This is a genomic window from Nocardia brasiliensis, from assembly GCF_042691675.1.
GTDB classification, from domain to species: Bacteria; Actinomycetota; Actinomycetes; order Mycobacteriales; family Mycobacteriaceae; genus Nocardia; species Nocardia brasiliensis_D.
Genome location: NZ_CP170507.1, coordinates 7,162,358 through 7,183,113 on the forward strand (window position 1 = coordinate 7,162,358; position 20,756 = coordinate 7,183,113).

Genomic DNA, 20,756 nt, shown 5'->3' on the forward strand with positions numbered 1-20,756 from the left:
ATATCACGGAGGAGCAACGCCCGAGTGCATTTCCTGGACGCATGACCACCAATGGGGTAGCTGAGTATTTGCACTGGTAGCGACTGCCACGCAGGGCAAAGGGCCCGAACCTTTACCCTGCAACCCCTTCCGTTCAACGCCTGTTTCTCGGAAGGCCACTCACTTTCGCCCATGGCGAATCGATGGCTACTACGAGATATAGATCACATATTCATCCCACCACTGGCTCAATGCCTGGTAATCGCGGTCCAGTACACCGGCGCGCTCGATGGTGCTGCCGCACAACGGCATCCCGGATACTCGAGGTACGCCGCGCATTTGCCAGCCCACCGAATTGTTCCATCTCCCCCTCGACGGACCGCTGCTGATTATTTACCCAGCAGCCCGCGCGTTAACCCATTCGAACGCATCGGCTTTGGAGCGCGTGCCCTCCGCCGTGCGAGATCGATTCGGTTCGCCGAGTTCCGCGAGTAAGCCCTCGGACAGATCGACCAAGCCCGCGAGGGTGGCCGGGGTGAACCACTCGGGACGGGTCGCGAACAGAATGTCCTCGGTGGAGGTGTTACCGCTGGCGCCGGGCGCGAACGGGCAACCACCGAGACCACCGAGGGAACCGTCGACCATCGCGGCACCCGACTGGATGGCGGCCAACGTGTTGGCGACACCCATCCCCCAGGTGTCGTGGCCGTGGAAGACTATGCGGCGCTGCGGGGTTCGCGCCCGAACGGCGGCGACCAACGAACCGACCTCGGCGGGGTTGGCTTGGCCGAGGGTGTCGGCGAGGACGATGTCGGCGGCACCTTCGGTGCGCGGGTCGCCGGCGATGGCGAGGACCCGCTCCGGATCGACCGGGCCGTCGAACGGGCAGGTGAAGCTGGTGGCCAGGCACAGCTGGATCGATCCGCCCGCCGCCTCGGCGAGCCGCACCGCATCGGGCATGGCGGCGACGCTGTCCTCGGTGCTGCGGCCGATATTGGCCTTGTTGTGCGCATCCGAGACCGAGAAGCAGTACTGGAAGTTGCGCACCCCTGCCGCGGCTGCCTTCTCGACGTGCCGCGGCGTGGCGACCCACACCCAACAACGTTGCAGTTCTTCGGGACTCAGCGCGGCGACGAGTTCCATGGTGTTCGCCATCGGCGGCACCAGATCCGGCCGCGCCATGGAACCGATCTCCAACGCGGGCACACCGAGCGCGAGCAGCCGCCGGACGATGTCGACCTTGCGCTCTACCGGCAGCACCTTTCCGGTGAGCTGCAACCCATCTCGCAAGGTCACGTCGCGCAGGACCGGCGCGGTCATCGCTCGTCTCGTTCCTGCCTCGGCGCGCACATCACGCCGCCCCACGGCTTTTCGTGCACGCCCGCCGGGTTCGGATGCACCGTCGGGCGGGTGAAGCCCGGCGAACGCAGATCACGTGGACCGCGTCCCGGAGGTCGCCGCCGGTCTTGCCTCATGATGTCTCCTGAATTCGGCGGTCGCTCCCGGTTCCCGGCAGCGGCATGAGTGCTGCGCGGTTTTCGCTCATGTCGCCGCCAAGGCGTCGATCTCGGTATCGCTCATGCCGAGTAGTCCGGACAGCACCTCGCGGGTGTGCTCGCCCAGGTCGGGGCCGATGTTGCGAATGGGCAGGGACTGCTCGCCGATCACCGGGACGATGCCGGGAAAGCCGACCGTCTTCGGTTCCGCCGCACCGACATCCACCGAGAAGGGCTGAATCATGTTGCGCGCCTTGTATTGTTCGTCGGCGACGATGTCGGCCGCGGTGTAGATCGGTCCGCACGGTATCCCGGCGGCCTCGAGAATCTTCAGGGCCTCGGCGCGGGTGTGCTGGATAGTCCATTCGGTGATCGCCTGGTCGAGACGCTCGTGGTGGCGCCAGCGGCCCGCGTTGTCGTGCAGCTCCGGGTCGGCGGCCAGGTCGGGGCGGCCGATCACCTGCATGTAGCGCTGAAAGATGGCGTCGCCGTTACCGCCGATGATGATGCTGAAGCCGTCGCTGCACGGGTAGGCGTTGCTCGGGGCGATGCCCTCGACGAGGCCGCCGACCCGCCCCCGATTGATACCGTAGGCGAGATAGTCGGGGACGAGGGATTCCATCACCGAGAGGATCGTCTCGTTGAGGGCGACGTCGATGATGCGCTCGCGCAACGGAATCGGCGTTTCGTCCGGTTTGCGTTCGCGCTGGAACAGCGCCATCACCGTGCCGAAGGCGGCGTAGACGCCCGCTATCGAATCACCGATGGACACGCCGGTTCGCACCGGCGGCCGGTCCGGCTCGCCCATCAGTTCGCGCAGACCGCCGACCGCCTCGGCGACGGCGGCGAAACCGGGCCGCGAGGCGTGCGGGCCGGTTTGGCCGTAGCCGGAGATCCTGGTGATCACCAGGTCGGGGTTCGCCTCGTTGAGCACCTCCGGGCCGAGCCCCCATTTCTCCAGCATGCCGGGGCGGAAGTTCTCCAGCAGCACGTCACATCGGCGGATCAGGTCGAGCACGACGGCGCGGCCCGCTTCGGTGCGTAGGTCCAGGGTGATCGACTTCTTGTTCCGGTTGACGGTGCGGTACAGCATGGAGGTGTCGCCGCCGTAGAGCCGCCAGTTGCGCAACTCGTCGCCGGCCTTCGGCCGCTCCACCTTGATCACCTCGGCGCCGAAGTCGCCGAGGATCCGCCCCGCGGTCGGCGCGGCAATGTAATTGCCCAGCTCCAGGACGCGTACACCGTCCAACGGCCGAATACTCATCGCAACAGTGTCTCAGGGTCGTCAGGAGCGGTGTACGACGACACCTCGCTGCGACCGAACAAGATCACGCGCCCCCGCCGCCGCGCATGATCGGTGCCGGTAACCCGGACCCAGCCGTCGGACGGGGCGTCGGCGCTGTACCGGCAGGTCGGGCAGGCCCGCGGCGACACTTCCTAGCCGACGTGTTCGCGGAGGTAGGCCAGGTCGTCGGCGACGCCTTCGGCGGGGGTTTCCAGGATGACCGGGGCGTCGGCGGTCTTGCAGACCTCGGCGAGGAGTTGGGGGTCGATGGTGCCGTCGGAGAAATTGGCGTGCCGGTCGGCGCCGGAGTTGAAATCGTCGCGCGAGGAGTTCAGGTGCACCAGGTCGATGCGGCCGGTGATCGCCTTGATGCGGTCGACGACGCCGACCAGTTCCTCACCGCCCGCCCAGGCGTGGCAGGTGTCGAGGCAGAAGCCCGCGCCGAAATCGCCGACGGCGTCCCACAGCCGGGCGATCGAGTCGAAATGCCGGGCCATCGCGTGGTTGCCACCCGCGGTGTTCTCGATCAGGATCGGCACGGCGAAGCCGCCCTTGTCCTGCTGACGCTCGAACAGTTTGCGCCAGTTGTCGATCCCGGTCGCCAACTCGGCGTCGGAGCGCACGTGCCCGCCGTGCACGACCAAGCCGAACGCGCCGAGATCGGCGGCGGCCTTCGCCTGCTGGGCGACCGCGTTGCGCGAGGGCATCCGCAGCCGGTTGTTCAGGCTGGCCACATTGATCTGATAGGACGAGTGCACCACCACCTCGATCGGGCTCGCCACGATCTCCTCGGTCCGCGGGTGCGGGGTGGGCTTGTCCCAGCTCTGCGGGTCGACGACGAACATCTGGATGACATCGGCGCCGAGTTTCTCGCCGAAGCCGATCGGATCGCCGTCGAGCCGAACGTGTGCTCCTATGCGCATAGGGGCCAGCTTAACGACCACCACCGACAGCGTTCGAAGGATGCCGAGGGGTCGTGTTGCATCCCCTGGGCGGCGCGAGATACATCGGTAGTGTCCGCGCGCTCGACCCGACGACGGGGGTGAATACGGTGCATGTCAATAGCTGTCCGCTATCGAATGTCACTGGCGTTACCCGGATTTCGATGGCGGCTGCCGGTCCTGCGACTACTGCTATGGTTTCGATGTTTTCCGTGGTCCGGCCCGTGCCTGATCGCGCGTTCTTATGCTGTGCGCCTGTTCGTCGGTGGGTCCCGACGGGCGGCGGGAAGTGGAGCAGACATGCTGGCCAGCGGTGACGTTTTCGCCGGTTATGTCATCGAGCGGCAACTGGGTCGCGGTGGCATGGGTTCGGTCTACCTGGCGAAACACCCTCGGCTGCCGCGGCTGACCGCGTTGAAGCTGCTGAACCGGGAGATGTTCTTCGACAAGGAGGTGCGGGCGCGGTTCGAGCGGGAGGCGGATCTGGTCGCCCAACTCGATCACCCGAACATCGTCACGGTCTACGACCGCGGCCTCGAGGACGACCAGCTGTGGATCTCGATGCAGTACATCGACGGCATCGACGCCGCATCGGTGCAACCGCAGGCGCTGCCGCCCGAGCGCGCCGTGCAGATCATCGCCGAAACCGCGGACGCCCTCGACTACGCGCACGGCATCGGCGTGCTGCACCGCGACGTGAAACCCGCGAACATCATGCTGGCCCGCTCCGGCAGCGGCCGCGGCGAGCGGGTGTACCTCACCGACTTCGGCATCGCCCGGTTCCGCGACGACACCGGCCACCTGACGCAGACCGGAACCTTCACCGCCACCCTGGCCTACGCCTCACCCGAACAGCTGAGCGGCTCATCCCTCGATCACCGCTCGGATCAGTACTCGCTGGCGTGCTCGCTGTTCTGGCTGTTCACCGGAACCGGTCCGTTCTCCGCGACCAATCCCGCGGCGGTGATCCAGGGCCATCTACAGGGTGCCCCACCCGCGCTGAGCAGCCACCGTCCCGGGCTGCCCTACGCGCTGGACAGCGTGCTGGCCAGGGCGATGGCGAAGCGACCGGACGACAGATATCCGAGCTGCGCCGATTTCGCCGCGGCCGCCAAGCACGCGCTCACCAACCCCAGCGTGCCCTCGATGCCGGTGGTCGGTGGACCGCGTCCGTTCACCGCGCCGCCGGTGAACGGCCCGCGGCCGACCACCGGTCCACGACCGACCACCGGACCGCGGCCGACCACCGGCGCGCCCTACCCGATGACGCACGGCCATGGACCGCCGGCCAGCGGGCCGAATCACCTTGCGGCATCGGGATTCTCGATGACGCCACCGGCCACGACGGTGGCCCCGCCGCACGGGACCGGCCCGACACACCAGCCGACCTCCCCCTACCCGGGGCAGCAGTCCGGGTACAACTTCGCGTCGCCGCCCATGTCACCGGGCGGCGCCCATGGACGCCCGCCGAAAAAGTCGAACGTCGGCCTCATCATCGGCATCTGTGTGGCGGTGCTGGTGCTCATCGTGGTGACCCTCGGCATCATCGGCGCGATCAGCGATTCCGGCTCGGCCGCGGGCAGCACGACCACCAGCTCGCCCGCGACCGGCGCCGTCGTGGACGCGACGGCGGACTCGATCAGTGCCGAGTTCCCGCGCATGGTGCCCGCGACCAAGTCCGAGCAGATCGGCTACAACGGCGCCAAATGCTGGGAGACCGACCCCGGCTATCAGCCGTCACCGAGCGACGGTGATCCGGACTTCGGCGACTGGGCCTGGCAGTGGCGCTGCTACGGCGGCGGCGACAGCTCGGATCCGCTCTATCGCATCTACGTCTACAAGTCCGCGGCCGACGCGCAGGCGGTACTGCGGCAGTTGCCCGCCAACACCAAGTCGACGGACTCCAACGGCGGAAAGTCCTATACCAACTACAAATTCGATACCGGCGGACCCAAAATCGTCACGGCCTTCACCGGCGATCCGGACCGCGCCCAGTACCTGATGTTCACCGACGGCTCCGGCTCCATCGATGAGACCTTGCGCTGGTGGCGCTCGGCGCCGTTGAACTGACCCACGCGCACCGCCGTCGGCCCGAGCGGCAGCGGATCAGCTAGGTCCAGATCTGGCGCTGGCGCACGAAGGGGTCGGATTCGATATGGCCGTGGTCAGACCAGATCATGGTTTGCCGTTTCTCCAGCGTGTAGCGGGGCCAGTGCGCGCCGGGGTCGTTGTCCGCGACGAAGGCGACCCACGACGCGTGCACGGCGTCGGCCAGCGCTTGCGGCGGTTCACCCTCGACCTCGGTGACACCTGGCGCGCGCAACAGGTCGAAGGCGAACGGTAGGTCCAGGCAGTGCGCCGCCAGCCCGCGATACCCGGGAGCCGTCGAGGTCCAGTCGAATTCGTAGAGCCAAGTGGGCAGGCCCCGACCGGCACGGGCCTCGGCGATCCGGTAGGACGGTCCGCGAATGATCGTGTCGCTGATGGCTTGTCCGGCGAGTTCGGTCGGGTCGGCGCCGGGATAGGCGACGCGGTAGGCGGCCATATCGGCGCCCCGAGCGGCGGACGCGAGTGGGCTGGCGGCCGCCGCATCGGGGTGCTGCGCCGACATCGTGGCCGCCATGTTGAACTCGTGTCCGGTGAAACCGAGCAACAGCGGAATATTGCCGCCCGCACCGTTTTTCAGCAGCGCGGGCGTCGCTTCGGGGATCAGCTCGCCGTCGGCGAAGGGAGCCAGACCCAGCGTCGGCACGGTCTCGCTACCCGGCCCGGGTGCTTGCAGCGCGTCTTGCAGATCGAGCACCGTGTCCTCGGGGAGAGCGCGTAGCGCGGCGGCGGTCGCGGGCACCCCGGTGCGCCTGGTGAACAGGTCGGCCACGGCACGTCCCGCGGCGAGCTCGTTCGGTTGCGTCACCGCACCGGAAGCACAGATTCCGGCGCGGAACAGCCCACGCGCGGACGGTGCGGCCATCAGCGCCCAGACCGCCCCGCCACCCACGGACTGACCGGCGACGGTGACCTTGGCCGGATCGCCACCGAACGACTCGATATTGTCGCGGACCCATCGCAGGGCCGCGATCCAGTCCAGGACGCCCCGGTTATCAGGGGCGCCGTCCAAGTGCAGGAACCCGTCGATGCCGAGCCGGTAGCCGACCGATACCAGCACCACTCCGTCACGATTGAACGCGGCACCGTCGTACCAGGGGCTGGCCGGACTACCTGCCACGAAGCCGCCGCCGTGAATCCACACCAGCACCGGTAGTCCGCGCGCGGATGGGGCGGGGGTGAAGACGTTCAGGCTGAGGATGGCCTCGCCGGGGATGCTCGGCTCGGGGATGGTGGTCACCTCGCCCATCGACCTGCGCTGGGCGGTCGGCCCGTACGCGGTGCAGGCCAGCGTTTCGGTCCACGGCGCGGGCGGCACCGGGGCGGCGAACCGCAGCTCACCGACCGGCGGCCGGGCGAACGGTACGCCGAGGAAGGCGAGGCCGGTGTCGCGGCGCACGCCACGGACCGGACCGTAGGTCGTCTGGACGGTGTCCGAGGCGGCTCGCTCGGTCGAGCACGCGGCGGCCAACGCCACTGCGCCCGCGCCGAGCAGGGCCGTCCGACGGGTGATGTGCGCAGCGGGCATCGCGACCTCGATTCGATTCGTGCAGGGACCATCGGTATGTTCGCGATTCGGCATTAAATAAGTCAATGGTTGAAAAAATTCATGACCTGCATAGTCTCGGGTGTGTGGCGAAGAACCAGGCACACGATTCGGTGGCGGTTCGGCGCGGCAACCTGGGTCTGGTGCTGCGCCACATCGCCGCGCACGGCCCGTGCGCGCGCACCGAAGTCGCCGCGGCCACCGGGTTATCGCACGCCTCGGTCACCACCCTGGTGGCCGACCTCACGGTCCGCGGGCTGGTATGCGAGGACGGAGTGCTGAATCGCGGCGGCCGGGGTAGGCCCCGACGGCTGCTCCGGATGGTCCCCCGGCGCGCGTCGACCATCGCGGTGCAGATCAGTGCCGACGAACTGCGCGTCGCGGTAGCCGATCTCGCGGGCACGATCGGGTGGCGCGATGCCGTACCGCACGACAGCACCGCGGGCGTGCCCGCGTCGATGGCGGACGCGGTCGCAGCCGCGGTGCGACGGGCCGAAACCGCGGTGCCCGCAGACGCGGAATTGGTGCACGTCGCGGTCGCGATGGCGGGACCGGTAGGTGACGACGATGCCCACACCGTGCTCGTCGCACCGGATTTCGGCTGGCTGCGGCCGGTCCGGTTGCGCGCGTTGATCGCCGCCCGGCTCCCGGGGGTGACCTGTCCGATCGCCGTGATCAACGACGCGAACGCCGCCGCGCTGGCCGAATACCATGCTCATCCGCGGCGTCCACGCGGCGTGGTCTACATCGCGGCGGGCACCGGGATCGGCGGCGGCGTGGTGCTGGACGGACGCATCCACACCGGCAGCCACGGCATCGCGGGCGAGCCGGGCCACATGCCCATCGCCATCGACGGGCCGACCTGCAGGTGCGGGGCCCGCGGCTGCCTGGTGTGCTACACCGGGCCCGAGGCGGTACTCACCGCTGCGGGATTCGGCGACCTGCTGCGGCGCGACGGACTCGGCCCCGCCGCCGACCGACTGGTCCGGGCACTCGACCGCCGCGACGAGCGAGCGCTCGCCGCAATGGATGTCGCCGGGCAGGCATTGGGCACCGCGATACTGTCGATCACCTCTCTGCTCGACGTCGACGAAGTGATCCTGGGTGGCGTTCTGGCGCCATGGTTCCCCTGGCTGGAACCGGTGATCCGACATCATCTCTCGGGCCGCCGGGCCCTGGTGCCCGCGGTAGAGCCTGCGGTCACTTCCGCGCTCCTCGGCACAGATGCGACTTTGCTGGGCGCCATCGAATTCGCCCGCCACGCGGCACTATCGGACCCCGCGACCGTCCCCTACCGGCATCGCCCATAGGGCACAACGCCTTCCGGAAGCCGAATCAACCGAAGGCGTGGTGCACGAATTCATGGGTCGGGTGGAAACCGATGGCCTGGTAGATCTTGCTGGACGTGCGGTTGGCGGTGTCGGCGAAGAGGCAGACGTCCAAGCCGTCCGCACGCAGCAACTGCGCGATGTGAGCGGTGACGGCGCTGGCGTAGCCGTGGCCGCGCTCCTCGGGTGGGGTGTAGACCAGGCCGACGCGGGACCAGCCGTGCACGGGGATCTGGTGGGCGGCAAAGCTTGTCGGACGGCCGTCGCGCTCCCAGAACCACATCAGTCCGGCCGCGACCCGGTTGCGAATGGCCGCCTTGTCGAGTCCAGGCGGCGAGATGCCCGCCTCGATGCGCATGGCTTCGGCAAATTCGGTGCACAGCGCGACATCGGATTCGGTTGCCCGGCGCGGACTTCCGGGGACGTCCGGAATGCGCAGCGCGCCGAGACGGTACAGCCGGGTGGTGTAGGACCGCCGGAAGCCGATGCCGAGCCGCTCGGTCCAGCGCTCGGCGAATGCGGTGGCGTCGGCGATGAGTCCTTCTACGCCAGTGCTTTCCGGGGCCACTTCGGCCAGTGCGTCGGCCACCAGGCCGACGCTGCCCTCGGGGAGTTCGCCGAGGTACATGTCCCGGTCGGTCACCCGCATGGCGACGCCGACCACGGACGCGTCGTCGGCGTGTACCGAGAGGAACCGGGATGCCCCATTGCCTGCTTGAATGCCCGCGATGTGATTGGCGACACTCGTGAGGATCACGGTGTGCCGCAGCGGATCACGCAGCAGGAACGACTGGGTGCGCGAGCGGAACTCGGCGGCGTCCGTGGTGATCTCGATCCTCATGATCACCACGGTAGGCGGCTGAAGCGTTGCGCGCCCGAAGTTTTCGGCCGGATCGGAGTCAGTTGGGTTCGGCGTCAATCCGTTTCGTTGCCGCCACTGCCACCTGTGCGGAGTTTGAGCAGGACCAACCCCGCAGTGCACGCGAGAATCAGTCCGGCGACGGTGATTTCGACGTGTAGGCCGGCGATGCCGAGGGCCGCCCCGGCGATGCCGCCGACGAAGATAAGCCAGGCGAGTATCCGCGAAAGAATCGTGGACAGCGAGCGCGCTGACCTGTTCGACACGACCTGCTGCGAAGAAGCCGACACCGCATCCTTGGCGGCTGCGGACGACCCCCGCTGCGACGTTGTCGAGTAAGCTCCCATCATCTACTCCTCGATGACGCCGATCAGAGAACCAATGCCGCGTTCATCACACAACGCTTCTCTCATCTGGGTACAGGCGTCTCACGCGTAACTTTGCTCACACGCTACGACCATCCGGGCCGTATGACAGCGACACGTGCCCACGACACGCCGAAGAGACCAATTCGATATGTGGATTACATGTGTTTAAAACGCATCCGCGACGCACCGGCGGCGACCGCTTCGTCTGGCCCGGCCGATCGTGCTCGAGTAAGGTGAGGCCCACTCGAACAGCAGCAGGAGTGTCACCGATGGAGAGCAGCAGGACCAAGATCGCGGGTCCGGCGATCGCCGCGGGCGCGGTCTCCCTCGGGCTCGTCCTCATCGGCGCCTGCGGACTCGACAAGCAGGACACCTACGTCGCGCCCCCGCCGTTGCAATCGGACCCCTACGTCGCGCCCGCGGCGCATCAGGGACCCAGCGGCACCGTGCCGAAGGTATCGATTCCGCCCTCGCCGACCTGGCAGATCGCGCCCTACCAGGCACCGCACGCGACGCCGTTCACCGGATTCAGCACCACGACGTCCGGTGAGCCGCCCGCGGACGAGCCGCACGGAAGTCTGCCGCACGAGAACCCGTCCGAGGACGAGCACCCGCGGGCCACCACCACCGAGTCGGCCACGCCGACCGAGTCGCCCACCACGCGGCCGACCACCAGGCCGCGCCCCCGGCCGACCACCACGGCACCGGACGAGCCGCCGACCACGCGCCCGCCCGCGGGTTTGTCCAACGACCACGACGAGTGACCGGCGGTGGTGCGCGGATCACGCACCACCGCGGGGTTTTACAGCTCGGGCAGCGCGTACTCGCCGACCCGGGCACTGAGCACCCGAAGATGCTCCAGCCCGCCGCCGAGCGTGCGCTCGATCGCGGTCAGCCTGGCCACATAGTGGCCGACCGGATACTCCGCGGTGACGCCGATGCCGCCGTGCATCTGGATGGCCTCTTGGCCGATGTGCCGCGCCGAGCGACCGACCTGGAGCCGGGCCCGCGAGGCGATCAGCGGATCGGTCTCGCCGTCGGCCACCGCCGCGGTGACGTAGAGGCTCATGCTGCGCGCCAGTTCCAGCGAGACATACATATCGGCCGCCCGTTGGGTGAGCGTCTGGAACTTCGACAGGGTGACCCCGAACTGCTTGCGCTGCTTCAGGTAATCGGTGGTCAGCCGCAGCGCCTCTTCCATCGCACCGACGGATTCCGCACACAGGCTCGCCTGCGCCTGCGCCAGCGCCGACCGGATCGCTTCGGCCGCATCGACATCACCGCCCAGCAGTTCGGCGGCGGCCTTGTCGAATTCGAGCTGCGCGCCACGCTGCCCGTCCACCGTGCGGTAGGCCTTGCGGGTGACGCCCGTCGCATCGGCGCCGATCAAGAACAGCCCCGTCCCGCCGCCCGGCAGCTCCGCGCTGACCACCAGGTCATCGGCGCAGTCGCCGTGCGCGACCGGGTTCTTGATGCCGGTCAGCACGTACGAATCACCTTGCGGCACAGCCGTGGTGGTGAGCCCGGTGGACGGCCAGCGCGCCCCGGGCTCGGCATGCGCGAAGGCGAGCAACTTGTTACCGGCGGCGGCCTCGGGAAGCACCCGCTGGCGCTGTTCGGTGGTACCGGCGAGAGCGATCAGCGCCCCGGGTACCAGCACCGCGTCCACTAGGGGTTCCGGCGCGAGCCTGCGCCCCACCTCCGCCAGCACGACCATCGTCTCCACCGGCCCGGCGCCGACGCCGCCGTCCTCCTCGGTGAAGGTCAGTCCGAGCACGCCGAGTTCGGCGAGCTGACGCCACACATCGCGACTCCAACCGAGTTCGGTGTCGGTCACTTTCAGCCGGGTTTCCGGGTCGTAGTTGCGCGCCAGCAGGTCACGGACGGTGTCCCGCAGCATTTCCTGTTCATCGGTGAGATCGAAATCCATGGCGGCGCCTCACAATCCGAGGATCGTGGAGGCGATGATGGTGCGCTGCACCTCGCTGGAGCCTCCGTAGATGGTTGTCTTGCGGTAGTTCAGGTAGGCGGGGCCGCTGCGCTGCGCCCAACCGGGCGAAGCGATCTCGTCGGCGCCGACCGGTAGCGCGTCCGGGCCCGCGATATCCACCAGTAGTTCGGTGGCGGCCTGCTGCAACTCCGAGCCGCGCAGCTTGAGCACCGAGGACGCCGGATTCGGCTTGCCGTCCGAGGAATTCGAGACCACCCGCAGCTGGGTCAGTTCCAGCGCGAGCAGCTCGTTCTCCAGCTCGGCGATCCGCGCCGCGAACAGCGGATCCTCCAGCAGCGTGCCGGTACCCGACTTGGTCTGCGCCGCATATTCTTTCGCGACGCCGAGCTTCACCTTGGTGCGACCGACACCGGTGATGCCGGTGCGCTCGTTGCCGAGCAGGAACTTGGCGTAGGTCCAGCCCATGTTCTCCTCGCCGACCAGCTGATCGGCCGGCACCCGGACGTTCTCGAAGAACACCTCGTTCACCTCGTAGCCGCCGTCGATCAGCTTGATCGGGCGGATGGTCACACCGGGCGACTTCACGTCGAACAGCAGGAACGAGATGCCCGCCTGCTTCTTCGCCGCACTCGGATCGGTGCGCACCAGACAGAAGATCCAGTCCGCGTACTGCGCGAGCGTGGTCCAGATCTTCTGGCCGTTGACGATGTAGGAATCGCCGTCGCGCACCGCGGTGGTGCGCAGCGAGGCGAGGTCGGAACCGGCGTCGGGCTCGGAAAAGCCCTGGCACCACCAGATGTCCAAGGCGGCGGTGGGCGGCAGGAAGCGCTGCTTGAGCTCCTCGGAGCCGAACTGCGCGATTACCGGCCCGACCATCTGCGCGTTGAACGTCAGCGGCTCGGGTACCGAGGCCAGCTGCATCTCGTCCTGCCAGATATGGCGCTGCATCGGGGTCCAGTCCTTGCCACCCCACTCGACCGGCCAGTGCGGCACCGCGATGCCGTGCTCGTTGAGGGTCTGGTGCGAACGGACGATGTCCTCGCGGGACAGCTCGTGGCCGTATTTGAAGCGCTCCCGGATGTCGGCGGGGATCTCGGTCCGATAGAAGTTCCGCAGTTCGTCGCGGAAGGCGACTTCGTCGGGGGACAGACTTATTTTCATACGCAGCTCCGTCTGTGTCTCGTACGTCCGAGTCCAACCTACCCTCCGGTAATCTCCCACTGTCGGTTGGCTCACATCGGCAGGACACGCTCGCGCGCTCTGAACAGCACGGCTACCCGGGCGGTATTTCCGACGAACTGGTACGTTGCTGCACGTGGGTTGGGGACCCCGAGACTTTGCGTATCGAGGAGTTCGAGTGAACGGCAGGACCATCGCACGCGCCACCACGGCCGTGACAGCTCTCGGCATCGGCGCGGCGCTGACCCTGGCCGGTCCGGCAGCCGCCGATCCGGAACCGTCACCACTCGACTCCGGGCTCGCCCACCTCACCGAGACCGCGGGGCCCGACCCGGCCGTGCAGGCGGGTGTCGGCGCGCTGACGCAGTACACCGAGCTCGCCGACGTGGCCGCACTGCGCCACGTCACCAGCGCCTTCACCCCGTTCGCCTATGCCGCACCCACTTTCGGCTGCGGCAGCATCGGCCCGATCACCACGATCATCGCGGCCGCCACCACCGACGGGGTCGGTGGCAGCCAGGACCTCAATGTCGAGCCGGGCACCCTGCGGTTCAGCGCGACCCCGGCGCACACCGGCACGCCGCTGGCTTCCGGCCTCGTCGTGGCGTGGGTGAATATCAACAACGGTGCCAGCGGCATCAATTCGCTGGATGACATCACCGAGTACGGACTTCCGTCGCTGTCGAAGACGGTGCACAGCGGACCCGGCACGGTCATCGCCTCGATGTGGGGCATCATCGACTACCCCTTCGCGCACTGCGTGATGACGCCGACCGTCGGCACGTTCATGGTTCCGGACCAGCCCGCGGGTCAGCCGGTGAAGCCGCCGACGACGACTGCCCCCGATCTGGGGGCGCCGGGCCCCAACGGTACGGAGATCGGACCGGCGCCGACGGGCGCACCGTCCACCTCGCCGAAGCCCGCTCCCGCGCCCGCCCCGGCCCCTGCGGCTCCCCCGGCACCCGAGCCGGCTCTGGCCCCCGCCCCGGCACCCCCGGCTCCGCCGACCACTCCTAGCGTGCCCGCCGGTGCCGCGGTGCACGGCGAATTCACCGAGCCCGCCGGGTAACTGCGCGGCACCGCCACGGATAACGGTGCCGCACAGTCTGGTTCAGCGAATCTTGGCGAAGAACGTACGGATGTCGGCCGCGTGCTCAGCCGGAAGTTCCATCGCGACGAAGTGATTGCCGGTATTGCCCTCCGGCCAGTACGCAATGTCGTTGTCTCGCTGGGCAAGTCGCAGCATCAATGCCGACCCGCCGCCGTAGACACCGGTCGGAACCAGCTTTTGGCCCCTGGGCCAGACGAATCCGCCGTCGCCGAGGCCGTTGTACATCGGCCAAGATGACGTCGCCGCCGTGTTGGTGAACCAGTAGATACTGATATTGGTCAGCAGGTGGTCCCGGTCGATGGCATCCTCGGCCTGATCGACCGTGGGGGCAAATTCGTTGAACTTGTGCATCAGCCAACCCAGCAGCCCGACCGGCGAATCGGTCCACGCATGGGCGAAGGTCTGCGGGGCGGCGCGCAGCAAGGTGTGATGGTCCACCCCGGTCATCCACTTCTGCATGAGGTCCCACTCGGCGCGCTCGTCCGGCGTCATGGTCGGCACGTCGGCCTCGGTCGGCATGCCGACGCCGCCGTCGAGATGCACGCCGATCACCCGGTCCGGTGCCGCGATCGCCAATTCCGGCGTGACGTAGGCGCCGAGATCGCCGCCCTGCGCGCCGAAACGCTGGTAGCCGAGCCGGTCCATCAACACGAGCCACATCTCGGCCACCCGGCGCGGGGTCATCCCCACCTCCCGCGGCGCCGCCGAGAAACCGAAACCGGGGACCGACGGCACCACGACGTGGAAGGCCTGCGCCGGGTCGAGGCCGTGCTTGCGCGGATCGGCGAGCAGGTCGATGGTTTTGCTGAATTCGACGAAGGTGTTGGGCCAGCCGTGGGTCAGGATCAGCGGCACGGCATCCGGCTCGGGCGAGCGCACGTGCACGAAATGCACGTCGAGGCCGTCGATTTCGGTGATGAACTGTGGGAACTCGTTCAGCGCCGCTTCCTGTGCGCGCCAGTCGAATTCGGTCCGCCAGTATTCGGCGAGCTCCTTCAGATAAGCGACCGGCACGCCACGCTCGCGACCCGACCCGGGCAGCTGCGGCGACCAGCGGGTGCGGCTCAGCCGATCGTGCAGATCGTCCAGGTCGGCCTGCGCGATGTCGATGCGGAACGGGCGGACGGCGGTGCGGTTGTCGGTCATCAGTACAGCTCCTTGCGGGTTGTTCTCGCGATCTGGGCACTACGTTAGAAGCCATGTAGGACCATTTATGTCCTAGTTATCTGGAATTCTGAAATTCATGAACGACACCCCCGCACGGCTGCTGCGCCTGCTCTCCTTACTGCAGACCCCGCGCGACTGGCCGGGCAGCGAACTGGCCGAACGACTCGGTGTCACCGACCGCACGGTGCGCCGCGATATCGACCGGCTGCGCGAACTCGGCTACCCGGTCGAGGCGACGATGGGGGCCGCGGGCGGCTATCGCCTGGTGGCCGGGTCCGCGCTGCCGCCACTGCTGGTCGAGGACGACGAGGCGGTTGCCATCGCGGTCGGGTTGCGGGCCGCGGCGGGGTACGCCGTCACCGGTATCGAGGAGGCGTCGGTTCGCGCCCTCACCAAGCTGGAGCAGGTGCTGCCCGCGAAACTGCGCCGCCGGGTCCGGGTGCTCGGCACCGCGCTCGCGCTGCCCACCGATACCGGCCCGACGGTGGATCCGGAGGTGTTGACGGTGCTCGCGGCCGCCGTAACCAACCGGGAGCGAGTGCGTTTCACGTACCGCGACGGGGCGGGGGCCGAGACCCGGCGGCACACCGAACCTGTCGGACTGGCACCGTCGCGGCACCGCTGGTATCTCGTCGGCTACGACATCGAGCGCGACGACTGGCGCATTTATCGTGCCGACCGGATCGAACGTCCGCAGCCCACGGCCGCCCGATTCACGCCGCGAGAACTACCCGCCGCCGATCCCGCCGCATACGTGGCCGGACGCCGAACCGACTGGGGCACACCGGCTTTTCGCCTCTCGGTCACCATTCACGCGCCCGCGAGACGGGTTGCCGGTCGACTCGGCGACGAACCAGGTGACCTCGTCGCGGTCGACGAGAACACCTGCCGCCTGGATGGCCGCCGCGACGACTCCCCGGAGTGGTTGGCGCACCGGCTGATCAGTCTCGGCGCCGACTTCGAGGTGCACCAGCCGCCGGAGCTGATCCGGCAACTGCGCGCGGTGTCCGCCCGCCTCGATCGCGCTGTCGGCAACTCGGCGGGCGCGCAAGCTCAGCGCGGCAACTGAATTCGCAGGACCGCGCCGCTCTCGGTGCCCGCCATCAGCTGACCGGACTGGCCGGGGATGGCGACCACCGAGGTCAACGGCTCCCCGTTCAGCACGGCGCAGGCGGCGCCGGTGGCCGGGTCGACGCGGACGAGTTGGCCGAAGACGGTGGTCACGTAGAGAATCCCGGCCGGATCGATCAGCAGGTCGTCGACGAAATCCGGCACACCGGGCACCGGCGAGGACAGATCAGCGACCGTGGACGGGTTGCCGGGAGTATCGATCGGGATGCGCAGGATGCGGCCGAGCGGGCCGCCATTGGAGGTCACATAGAGCACGCGGTCGTGCACGACAACGCCGTTCGCGCTCGTCTCGGGGGCCCGCCCGGTCCATTCGGTATCGATGGAACCATCGGGGCGGACCCGGATCACGCCGGACAGTGACGCGCCCAGGTACAGGTAGCCATCCGCGTCGAACGCGGCGCCGTTGGGCATGGTGGCCAAGCCGGAGACGAAGACCTCGGGCTTGGGGTCCGCGGCCGTCGGATCGAAACGGACCACCCCGCCGGGACGGAACACGCTGGTCGGGGTGTCCCCATAGACGACATAGAGCAAGCCGTCCGGGCCACTGCGCACCGCGCCCGGGAATTCCACCGGGACGGTCGCGGTCAGCGCACCGGAGCGGTCATAGCGTTGCACCACATTGCGATACACGCGGGAGACCCACACGTTGCCCTGCGCGTCGTAGCCGATGTTCTCCGCCCAGTCGAGCACCGGTATCGACGCGGGCACCGCGGTCGCGGCGAGCGCGGGTGCACACGAGGCGATCGGCTCCGCCGGGGCGACCGGTTTCGCGACGGCAACCGGTGCGGTGCACGCCAGCGCGACCAGCGCGGCGGTCCAGAGCAGCGGGCCTCGGCTACGAAGTCTTCTCAACGCATCCCCAGATCTCTCCACGCGGACAGCAATCGGCTGGCAGTCTAACCGCCTTGACAACCCTGCCGGCCGACGTCCTTCCGCACCCGTCGGATACCTCGTGAAGTCCACTGAGCGGCAGGATCTTTGGCAAGATCTGAGCATGCCCTTTTTCGACGGCGCGCGTGGCCGGATGCACTATCGGCGATGGCCCACGGAAAGCAGCGTGGCGACGGTGCTGCTGCTGCCCGGGCTGGGCCAGCACAGTGGTCACTACCACCGATTCGCGCGAACGTTGCAGGCCGCCGGTATCGCGATGTGGGCGCTGGACACCTCGGGGCATGGACTGAGCGAGGGCGATCCGCGTAAGCCGGGCACCTTGGCGGAGCTGGTCGCGGACGCGCTGATGCTGTTCGACATCGTCCGCGCGACCTCACCGGAGTCGCCGTTGCTGCTGATGGGTCATTCGCTCGGGGCGGTGACGGCGCTCGGATTGTTCGGGTCGGCGGTGCCGGATGCGGACGCGGCGACGACGGATTCGACGGTTGTCGAACGCGCCTATCCGCTGCGGCCCGCCATCCCCGCGGCCGCCGTGCGTGGCATGGTGCTGTCCGGCGTACCGAAGCGGGCACTCGGCGGCGGCACCCCGGGTGCGCCGGGAACGCCGCTGCCACCTGGGCTTCCGGTGCTCGCGGTGCACGGCGTGGAGGATCGCCGCGCGCCGATTGATGCGGTAAGGGTATGGACTCGGCGCCACGAATCGGTAGATTTACGCGAGTACGCCGACGCCGGGCACGATCTACTGCACGAGCCGGTGCACGCGCGAGTCGCTGCCGACATCGCGGACTGGATGCAGGGTGTCGTCGTGGGGTTGGCACGGCGCCCGTGACCTGAGCATCGCTCAGAGATGAGGAAGGGGGTCGGCGAGGTGCCATCGAACGAGAACGGCAATGGTGTCGGCAGTCCGGAACGATCGGATTTCCCGGCACCCGGCGTCACTGCCGCCGGACTGCACAGAGCGGTCGACGAAGGTGAGCTGTGGATCGACAGCATGCTCGTGGCCGACGGTGTGCACGAACGCTGCGCGCGCCGCTACGAGCAACTCGCCAATCAGATCGAAGAGCAGATGCGGATCCTCAGCGCCGCCTCGTCGCTGCCGGGCTTCGGCGGGTTCGAATCCGGCGACGCACTGCGCGCGGGCTTCGAGAAGAAGGCGCACGGCGCGCTGACCCGGCTGTGGGAATACGCCGAAGCCGCCAGGGAACTCGCGTTGACCTTCCGGGCTGCCGCAGCCGCCTACCAAGGCGCCGACCACGCACTCGCGGTGACCGTCGACCGGATCGACGCGGCAGGAGCGACGCATGCGTAAATTGCCCAGGACAGCCGAGGGAACCGCCCCGCGCCGCACCGATCCCGCGTACGCGCCGACCGTCGAAATCTTCGACACCATGAGCCACCAGGAGATCTACACGAAGGTGCAGCTGCTCAAGCCCGACGTGCTCGCGGGCGGGCAGCAGGCCTGGGGCGAGTCGGCGGCCGGGCTGGCCGAGGCGGTCGCCCAGGCGCATACCGAGATTCGAGCGGCCATCGCCGACGGCTGGCGTGGCAGCGGCGCGCGGAACGCGGCCGAGGCGGTGCACGCGTTCGAGCAGACCGGGCAGGACCTCGCGGACGTGCTCGCGGTCGTCTCGCAACGGCTCGGGCAGGCGAGCGACGCGGCGGAGGCGCTGCGGGCCGCGGTGTCCGCGCCCACCGGGAAGGCGCCCGATCTCGGTGCCGCCCTGTTGGATCCGACGCAGGCGACCAGCAATGTCGCCGACCAGAAGGCGACCGAGCACAGTCGCCAGGACATCGTGCGCGCGATGAACGACATCTACACCGGTGTGTTCATCCCGACCGGCACCGACGTGCCCGCGTTCCTGGACGAACAGTCCGGTGCCGCGCCGAGCGCGCCGGGTGGCGCCGCGGCCAGCAAGCTGACCGGAACCAGCCTCGGCGCGGAAACTTCGGTGCCGCAACCGATTCCATCAGAGCCTGCGGCGGCTGCTGCCCAACCCGGCAACGCGGTGACAAACGATGCGCAGGTACCTGCCGACGAGCAAACCGCTCCCGACGAGCAGGCCACCACCGATGAGCAGAGTGTCGAGGCCGCACCGTCGACACTCGCGGCGACGAACGGTTCAGCCGATCCGGCCAACGGTGGTCTCCTCACATCGACACCACCCCAAGTCACCGCGGCGGCGGCGACAGCCGCACCATCGGACATGGCACCGGCCGCGGCCCCATCGAGCGCGGCCACGGCATCGACCACCACCCCCGCGGCAGCCCAGCCGATCGTCGTACCGACCACGCCGGGCACCGCCGGTCCGACCACCGACGACCAGCGCAGGCGCGACGAGCGGCGCCGGGACACCAGCAGCGACGCGGTCACCGGCCTCGGCGCGGGTGCGATGGGTGGACTGATGGGTGGCGCGCTGGCCATGGGCGACTCCTCGCCACGGCACGGCGCCAGCGTCGCCGCCAACGCGGCCAACGCCCGCCCCACCCGGTTCGACGACGAGGACGACGACTTCCACTTCGACGACCTGCCGACCTTCCTCGAACCCGCCGACGACAACGGCGAACTGATCGGCGCCATCGACCCGACCACGCCGCCGGTGCTCGGCGAGTGGACCGAGCTGGAGTGAACTGGACGCTGACGCCGGACCAGTTCGCGTTGGCGTGGGCGCGCACCGACGGCGATCGGATCCCCTATCCGCTGGCCGTCCGGTTGTCCGCCCGCGACACCGCCGAGCGGGACGCGCAGTTGCCCGAGTTGCGGCGCTGGTGCGATCGGGTGCTCGACGCCGACCTGGAGGCCGCGCTGCGGGTGCTCGGCGCGCCACAGCTGCGGATCGAGGTGTTCGGCGAGCGCGCCGCACCAGGTTCAGATGTGGTGGCGAACAACGAGTCTGTGCGGCCGGTGCGGGTGCTCGGCGCCGCGGCGGGCAATGTCGCGGTGGTCGCCGCGCAGCGACCCGGCGCGCACCCGGACCGCGGCGGTGACATCCGACTGTTCGTCGGCAGCGTGAAAAGCCTGACCGCACGGGTCGTTTCGATGCTGCCGGAGAACACCCCCGGCGGCACGCCCCGGCTGACCGCACCACTGGCTCGCGTCGGCGAAGACAGCCGCGACCTGGTCACCATGCCGGTCGCCGGGCCGACCGTGCCCACCCGCATCCGCAAACTGTTGCGGCAGCCGCGCAATGGCATCGGCCAGATCGTGGTGTCCGCCCGCCGCGACGACGGCGAACTGCACCCGTTCGGGGTGCTCTGCTGGATCGATGTGGTCGATGACGGTCGCTACTCGGTGCGCACCGGCAATGATGTCGACGTCGTCCCGGTGACCGCGCACGGCTTCATCGCGCAGCTGCGGCCGATGGTCACCGCGGCCGAACGCACCATCGCCTACGTCGACCGCTGGTGAAGCCGGACAGCG

The 20,756-nt window shown here is 68.7% G+C and carries 20 protein-coding genes; 9 read left to right on the plus strand and 11 right to left on the minus strand.

Translation table 11 applies throughout. The annotated features are described in order from the left end of the window. Positions 1-189 precede the first annotated feature (189 nt). The 4 genes from ACFK0J_RS32885 to ACFK0J_RS32900 all read right to left on the minus strand — a co-directional run bounded on the left by ACFK0J_RS32885 (position 190) and on the right by ACFK0J_RS32900 (position 3,683). Positions 190-330 carry a hypothetical protein gene (locus tag ACFK0J_RS32885; RefSeq protein ID WP_378733590.1) on the minus strand — a complete coding sequence of 47 codons (141 nt, stop codon included), beginning with the start codon at positions 328-330 and terminating at the stop codon, positions 190-192. A 42-nt stretch (positions 331-372) separates the two neighbouring features. Next, complete coding sequence (locus ACFK0J_RS32890; RefSeq protein ID WP_378733591.1) at positions 373-1,299, minus strand: hydroxymethylglutaryl-CoA lyase; 927 nt, start codon at positions 1,297-1,299, stop codon at positions 373-375. Between the two features lie 222 nt (positions 1,300-1,521). Then, on the minus strand, positions 1,522-2,739 hold the full coding sequence (locus ACFK0J_RS32895) for a CaiB/BaiF CoA transferase family protein (protein WP_378733593.1): 1,218 nt from the start codon (positions 2,737-2,739) through the stop codon (positions 1,522-1,524). 173 nt (positions 2,740-2,912) lie between these two features. Further along, the gene (locus ACFK0J_RS32900) at positions 2,913-3,683 is read right to left on the minus strand and encodes a deoxyribonuclease IV (RefSeq protein ID WP_378733594.1); all 771 of its coding nucleotides are present in this window, start codon (positions 3,681-3,683) and stop codon (positions 2,913-2,915) included. 318 nt (positions 3,684-4,001) lie between these two features. Here ACFK0J_RS32900 and ACFK0J_RS32905 point away from each other — a divergent pair, with 318 nt between their 5' ends. Then, positions 4,002-5,771 carry a protein kinase gene (locus tag ACFK0J_RS32905; protein ID WP_378733595.1) on the plus strand — a complete coding sequence of 590 codons (1,770 nt, stop codon included), beginning with the start codon at positions 4,002-4,004 and terminating at the stop codon, positions 5,769-5,771. Positions 5,772-5,811: 40 nt separating this feature from the next. Here ACFK0J_RS32905 and ACFK0J_RS32910 read toward each other — a convergent pair whose 3' ends face one another. After that, positions 5,812-7,335 (minus strand): carboxylesterase/lipase family protein, encoded by a 1,524-nt coding sequence (locus ACFK0J_RS32910; RefSeq protein WP_378733596.1) that lies wholly within the window; start codon positions 7,333-7,335, stop codon positions 5,812-5,814. A 104-nt stretch (positions 7,336-7,439) separates the two neighbouring features. Between ACFK0J_RS32910 and ACFK0J_RS32915 the strand changes: the two genes are divergently transcribed. Then, positions 7,440-8,663, plus strand: a complete 1,224-nt coding sequence (locus ACFK0J_RS32915) for an ROK family protein (RefSeq protein ID WP_378733597.1) — start codon at positions 7,440-7,442, stop codon at positions 8,661-8,663. 25 nt (positions 8,664-8,688) lie between these two features. On the opposite strand, the gene ACFK0J_RS32920 is transcribed toward ACFK0J_RS32915, so the two are convergent. Both ACFK0J_RS32920 and ACFK0J_RS32925 read right to left on the minus strand, forming a co-directional pair. After that, positions 8,689-9,522 carry a GNAT family N-acetyltransferase gene (locus ACFK0J_RS32920; protein WP_378733598.1) on the minus strand — a complete coding sequence of 278 codons (834 nt, stop codon included), beginning with the start codon at positions 9,520-9,522 and terminating at the stop codon, positions 8,689-8,691. A 74-nt stretch (positions 9,523-9,596) separates the two neighbouring features. Next, positions 9,597-9,830, minus strand: coding sequence for a hypothetical protein (locus ACFK0J_RS32925; RefSeq protein WP_378733599.1), 234 nt, complete (start codon positions 9,828-9,830; stop codon positions 9,597-9,599). A gap of 347 nt (positions 9,831-10,177) precedes the next feature. Here ACFK0J_RS32925 and ACFK0J_RS32930 point away from each other — a divergent pair, with 347 nt between their 5' ends. Beyond that, complete coding sequence (locus ACFK0J_RS32930; RefSeq protein WP_378733600.1) at positions 10,178-10,672, plus strand: hypothetical protein; 495 nt, start codon at positions 10,178-10,180, stop codon at positions 10,670-10,672. A gap of 38 nt (positions 10,673-10,710) precedes the next feature. Here ACFK0J_RS32930 and ACFK0J_RS32935 read toward each other — a convergent pair whose 3' ends face one another. Together ACFK0J_RS32935 and ACFK0J_RS32940 are read right to left on the minus strand one after the other, a co-directional pair. Continuing rightward, complete coding sequence (locus tag ACFK0J_RS32935) at positions 10,711-11,838, minus strand: acyl-CoA dehydrogenase family protein (protein WP_378733601.1); 1,128 nt, start codon at positions 11,836-11,838, stop codon at positions 10,711-10,713. Between the two features lie 9 nt (positions 11,839-11,847). Beyond that, positions 11,848-13,020 carry an acyl-CoA dehydrogenase family protein gene (locus tag ACFK0J_RS32940; protein WP_378733602.1) on the minus strand — a complete coding sequence of 391 codons (1,173 nt, stop codon included), beginning with the start codon at positions 13,018-13,020 and terminating at the stop codon, positions 11,848-11,850. A 196-nt stretch (positions 13,021-13,216) separates the two neighbouring features. On the opposite strand from ACFK0J_RS32940, the gene ACFK0J_RS32945 reads away from it, so the two are divergent. Beyond that, on the plus strand, positions 13,217-14,107 hold the full coding sequence (locus tag ACFK0J_RS32945) for a hypothetical protein (RefSeq protein ID WP_378733603.1): 891 nt from the start codon (positions 13,217-13,219) through the stop codon (positions 14,105-14,107). Positions 14,108-14,149: 42 nt separating this feature from the next. Here ACFK0J_RS32945 and ACFK0J_RS32950 read toward each other — a convergent pair whose 3' ends face one another. Next, a complete protein-coding gene (locus ACFK0J_RS32950; protein ID WP_378733604.1) occupies positions 14,150-15,295 on the minus strand; it encodes an epoxide hydrolase family protein in 1,146 nt (381 codons plus the stop codon). A gap of 97 nt (positions 15,296-15,392) precedes the next feature. On the opposite strand from ACFK0J_RS32950, the gene ACFK0J_RS32955 reads away from it, so the two are divergent. Further along, positions 15,393-16,385 carry a helix-turn-helix transcriptional regulator gene (locus ACFK0J_RS32955; RefSeq protein ID WP_378733605.1) on the plus strand — a complete coding sequence of 331 codons (993 nt, stop codon included), beginning with the start codon at positions 15,393-15,395 and terminating at the stop codon, positions 16,383-16,385. Here ACFK0J_RS32955 and ACFK0J_RS32960 read toward each other — a convergent pair. Then, positions 16,370-17,299: an SMP-30/gluconolactonase/LRE family protein gene (locus tag ACFK0J_RS32960; protein WP_378733606.1), complete on the minus strand. Its 930-nt coding sequence runs from the start codon at positions 17,297-17,299 to the stop codon at positions 16,370-16,372. The genes ACFK0J_RS32955 and ACFK0J_RS32960 overlap by 16 nt on opposite strands. A gap of 142 nt (positions 17,300-17,441) precedes the next feature. Here ACFK0J_RS32960 and ACFK0J_RS32965 point away from each other — a divergent pair, with 142 nt between their 5' ends. The 4 genes from ACFK0J_RS32965 to ACFK0J_RS32980 are packed head-to-tail and all read left to right on the plus strand — an operon-like array spanning position 17,442 to position 20,744. Then, the gene (locus ACFK0J_RS32965; RefSeq protein ID WP_378733608.1) at positions 17,442-18,167 is read left to right on the plus strand and encodes an alpha/beta hydrolase; all 726 of its coding nucleotides are present in this window, start codon (positions 17,442-17,444) and stop codon (positions 18,165-18,167) included. Positions 18,168-18,185: 18 nt separating this feature from the next. Continuing rightward, positions 18,186-18,647, plus strand: coding sequence for a hypothetical protein (locus ACFK0J_RS32970; protein WP_378733609.1), 462 nt, complete (start codon positions 18,186-18,188; stop codon positions 18,645-18,647). Further along, positions 18,640-19,965 (plus strand): WXG100 family type VII secretion target, encoded by a 1,326-nt coding sequence (locus ACFK0J_RS32975; RefSeq protein ID WP_378733610.1) that lies wholly within the window; start codon positions 18,640-18,642, stop codon positions 19,963-19,965. Before ACFK0J_RS32970 ends, ACFK0J_RS32975 begins: the two co-directional genes overlap by 8 nt. Further along, positions 19,962-20,744 carry an ESX secretion-associated protein EspG gene (locus ACFK0J_RS32980; protein WP_378733612.1) on the plus strand — a complete coding sequence of 261 codons (783 nt, stop codon included), beginning with the start codon at positions 19,962-19,964 and terminating at the stop codon, positions 20,742-20,744. The genes ACFK0J_RS32975 and ACFK0J_RS32980 overlap by 4 nt, the downstream gene beginning before the upstream one ends. Positions 20,745-20,756: the final 12 nt, after the last annotated feature.

What these genes read in the sequence shown, in the direction of transcription:
- ACFK0J_RS32910 (WP_378733596.1), bottom strand. Translation starts at nt 7,335, where the DNA reads ATGCCCGCTGCGCACATCACCCGTCGGACGGCCCTGCTCGGCGCGGGC.
- ACFK0J_RS32890 (WP_378733591.1), bottom strand. Translation starts at nt 1,299, where the DNA reads ATGACCGCGCCGGTCCTGCGCGACGTGACCTTGCGAGATGGGTTGCAG.
- ACFK0J_RS32895 (WP_378733593.1), bottom strand. Translation starts at nt 2,739, where the DNA reads ATGAGTATTCGGCCGTTGGACGGTGTACGCGTCCTGGAGCTGGGCAAT.
- ACFK0J_RS32900 (WP_378733594.1), bottom strand. Translation starts at nt 3,683, where the DNA reads ATGCGCATAGGAGCACACGTTCGGCTCGACGGCGATCCGATCGGCTTC.
- ACFK0J_RS32920 (WP_378733598.1), bottom strand. Translation starts at nt 9,522, where the DNA reads ATGAGGATCGAGATCACCACGGACGCCGCCGAGTTCCGCTCGCGCACC.
- ACFK0J_RS32975 (WP_378733610.1), top strand. Translation starts at nt 18,640, where the DNA reads ATGCGTAAATTGCCCAGGACAGCCGAGGGAACCGCCCCGCGCCGCACC.
- ACFK0J_RS32930 (WP_378733600.1), top strand. Translation starts at nt 10,178, where the DNA reads ATGGAGAGCAGCAGGACCAAGATCGCGGGTCCGGCGATCGCCGCGGGC.
- ACFK0J_RS32935 (WP_378733601.1), bottom strand. Translation starts at nt 11,838, where the DNA reads ATGGATTTCGATCTCACCGATGAACAGGAAATGCTGCGGGACACCGTC.
- ACFK0J_RS32950 (WP_378733604.1), bottom strand. Translation starts at nt 15,295, where the DNA reads ATGACCGACAACCGCACCGCCGTCCGCCCGTTCCGCATCGACATCGCG.
- ACFK0J_RS32905 (WP_378733595.1), top strand. Translation starts at nt 4,002, where the DNA reads ATGCTGGCCAGCGGTGACGTTTTCGCCGGTTATGTCATCGAGCGGCAA.
- ACFK0J_RS32940 (WP_378733602.1), bottom strand. Translation starts at nt 13,020, where the DNA reads ATGAAAATAAGTCTGTCCCCCGACGAAGTCGCCTTCCGCGACGAACTG.
- ACFK0J_RS32965 (WP_378733608.1), top strand. Translation starts at nt 17,442, where the DNA reads ATGCCCTTTTTCGACGGCGCGCGTGGCCGGATGCACTATCGGCGATGG.
- ACFK0J_RS32970 (WP_378733609.1), top strand. Translation starts at nt 18,186, where the DNA reads ATGAGGAAGGGGGTCGGCGAGGTGCCATCGAACGAGAACGGCAATGGT.
- ACFK0J_RS32955 (WP_378733605.1), top strand. Translation starts at nt 15,393, where the DNA reads ATGAACGACACCCCCGCACGGCTGCTGCGCCTGCTCTCCTTACTGCAG.